General features: G+C 53.9%; 3 protein-coding genes. All 3 read right to left on the bottom strand.

Annotated features, from left to right (window positions below; genetic code table 11):
• The coding region (locus ABYT30_RS18305; protein ID WP_373097953.1) for an alpha/beta fold hydrolase at positions 1-569 on the bottom strand (569 nt) is incomplete at its 3' end.
• A gap of 136 nt (positions 570-705) precedes the next feature.
• A complete protein-coding gene (locus tag ABYT30_RS18310) occupies positions 706-1,569 on the bottom strand; it encodes an SDR family NAD(P)-dependent oxidoreductase (protein ID WP_373097955.1) in 864 nt (287 codons plus the stop codon).
• Positions 1,570-1,731: 162 nt separating this feature from the next.
• On the bottom strand, positions 1,732-2,577 hold an 846-nt coding region (locus ABYT30_RS18315), incomplete at its 5' end, for a transglutaminase family protein (protein WP_373097956.1).

Below are 2,577 nucleotides of genomic sequence, written 5' to 3' on the forward strand. Positions count from 1 at the left end.
CAGCGCTCATTTATTAGCTGCTCGTCAACCACACTGTCGTCGTACACCAAGCCCCGGCGAATAAAGTCTTCTAAGCGCTCTGGCGCCATCGGTCCAGAGGTAAAAACTTCCTTCATCACTTGCATGCCCGGCATATGAAAGTAATCGGCCTGCTCTTCTATACCGCCGGGCGCCATTAACACTAATTTATCAACGACGGTGGGATTATCTAAGGTGTACTTAATAGCGATGGCACCACCAAGGGAGTTGCCGATTAAGGCGCAGCGCTCAACGCCAATCTGCACAAGTAACTGCTGAATACACTCAACAAAAAAATCGAGGTGATACTGAACATCCTCAGGCTTATCTGAATAACCGTAGCCGATAAGATCAGGCACAATGACCCGAAAGCCTTGCTCAACTAGATAGGGGTAGTTGTACTTAAAGTTGCTGTGCCCACTAGCACCACTGCCACTGCCGTGCAGAAAAACCACAACGGGCCCGGTGCCTTGATCCAAGTAATGGACACAGCGGCCATTCGCTAGCTTGGCATACTGACCCTCTGGTAAACCCGCGATCTGTAATGCCATTTTATCGTTCTCCCCACTTTAGAAGACGGCGTCAAACCACAGAGGCAACGCCATCTCACAATAATTTTAGACCTGGGATTTTACCGAATTGCCCCTCACTCCCTAATACCCCATATGGACGACAGCTAAACCGGCATTATTGAATAACGACGTCGCTGTATTCGGTGACCGCGCCAAACATTCCTCGTGGCGACGGCGGCTGTGCGCCGTCGGTGTCAAATACACCGTAGTGCTGACCAAGCTCCGCAGCCATGCAAACTTTTCCGCTAAAAGCCATCCGGCCGGGATCTTGGGCCAGTGCAGCGATCACCCTACCACTGTATTCCGGCGACTCCGCCACCTCGAGCATAGCGCCATATAACTCGGGCTGAGCATTGATTGCCGCCATGGTTCGCTCGGTTTTTAAAATCCCCATCCACAGGGCCACCACGGCGACATTGTAGGCTTTAAAATCCACCGCCATATCGTGGGCCATTTTATCGACCGCCGCCTTTCCTGCGCCATAAGCGGGGCCGTGCATATAGCAGCGACCACCCGGCGATGAGGTATTAATCACTAAACCCCGCGAGCTTTTCAATAATAACGGCGCCGCAAAATAACTGGCCACATAGCTTGAGCGCAGCCCCACATCTAAAAGCGCCTGCAAGCCTAAGGGCTTTTCCCAAAATGGCCCCGCTGCAGTTAAACCATCAGGAACACACAAAGCATTATTCACTAAGATATCGAGACGGCCATGTTCGCTGCCAACTTGTGCGAAGAGCGCTTCGACCTGCGCATCGTCGGCATGATCACAAACCACCGGAATACCGCGACCACCGCGACGAGTAATTTCTTCCGCCGTGGCGAACACCGTTCCCGGTAATGGGCTGTCGCCCTCCTTAGCGCTGCGACCAGTGACATACACCGTGGCGCCAACATCACCTAAAGCAAGCGCTATCCCCTTGCCCGCACCGCGACTTGCACCAGTAACCACCGCAATCAGATTATTTTGAGCAGACATAGCCATCTCTCTACTTATTTTTGGGCAAATAAGCCGGGCGAACGCGCCGACATGATTAGCGCCACATTAGCATAGCGGCCTAGAGAGACGAATGACCGAAACGGTCAATGAGGTGACGTGAATGACGGGGCAGCCGCACTCACAAAGGGTATAGCGCCGCGCTTAAAAATTACGCGGCGGCAGTTGTGACTGAGTTTGCGCCTGTAAAGCCTGGGTAGGCGTCACCGAAGCCTGACTCTGATTTTGCTGACTCTGACTCTGTTGGCTCAGTGTCGAAGGATGCGGCGGTTCAGGGTCTTCCGCGCGCCGAGCTGGGGCGCCATTCGCCGCAAACAGTGCGCGCTCTGCGGAAAACTCCACCCGCGACACATCCACCGCCACCGACAAGACCTGCTTGCCGCCCCCGCCAAACACCACGCCTTTTAGCGGCGTCACATCAGAGTAATCCCGCCCCCAAGCGGTCGTAATATGCTGATCAGCCGGCATGACATCATTGGTGGGATCAAAGTCCTGCCAGTCATCACCGGGAATATACACGGCAAACCACGCGTGGGAGGCATCGGCGCCCTCCATTTTCACCTGCCCAGGAGGTGGCAATGTTTCTAAATAGCCACTGACATAGCGGGCGGCGAAACCCATGCCACGCAAAACGCCAATTGCCAGGTGGGCAAAGTCTTGGCAAACCCCACGGCGACTAGCCATGACGTCTTTTAACGGTGTCGCCACGGTGGAGAAACCGGGGTCATATTTAAAATCATTAAATATGCGTGAATTCAGTTCGTTTACCGCCGCCAAAAATGGACGCTCTGGGCTGAAAATATCCGCGGCAAAGGTCTTTAGCTCCTCTGTGACCGCAATCATCGGAGAGTCGAAGCAAAACTCTGAGGCCTTTACGTCCTCAGCGCTACTGCCATTGAGGAGCGCCGCACGGACTTCTGCGCAGGTGATACCGCCGCTTAGCAAACGAGGTTCTGAGGGCGCAATTTCCACTTCACTATCGACAATAAC

The organism is Zhongshania sp. (assembly GCF_041623545.1).
Lineage (GTDB): Bacteria > Pseudomonadota > Gammaproteobacteria > Pseudomonadales > Spongiibacteraceae > Spongiibacter.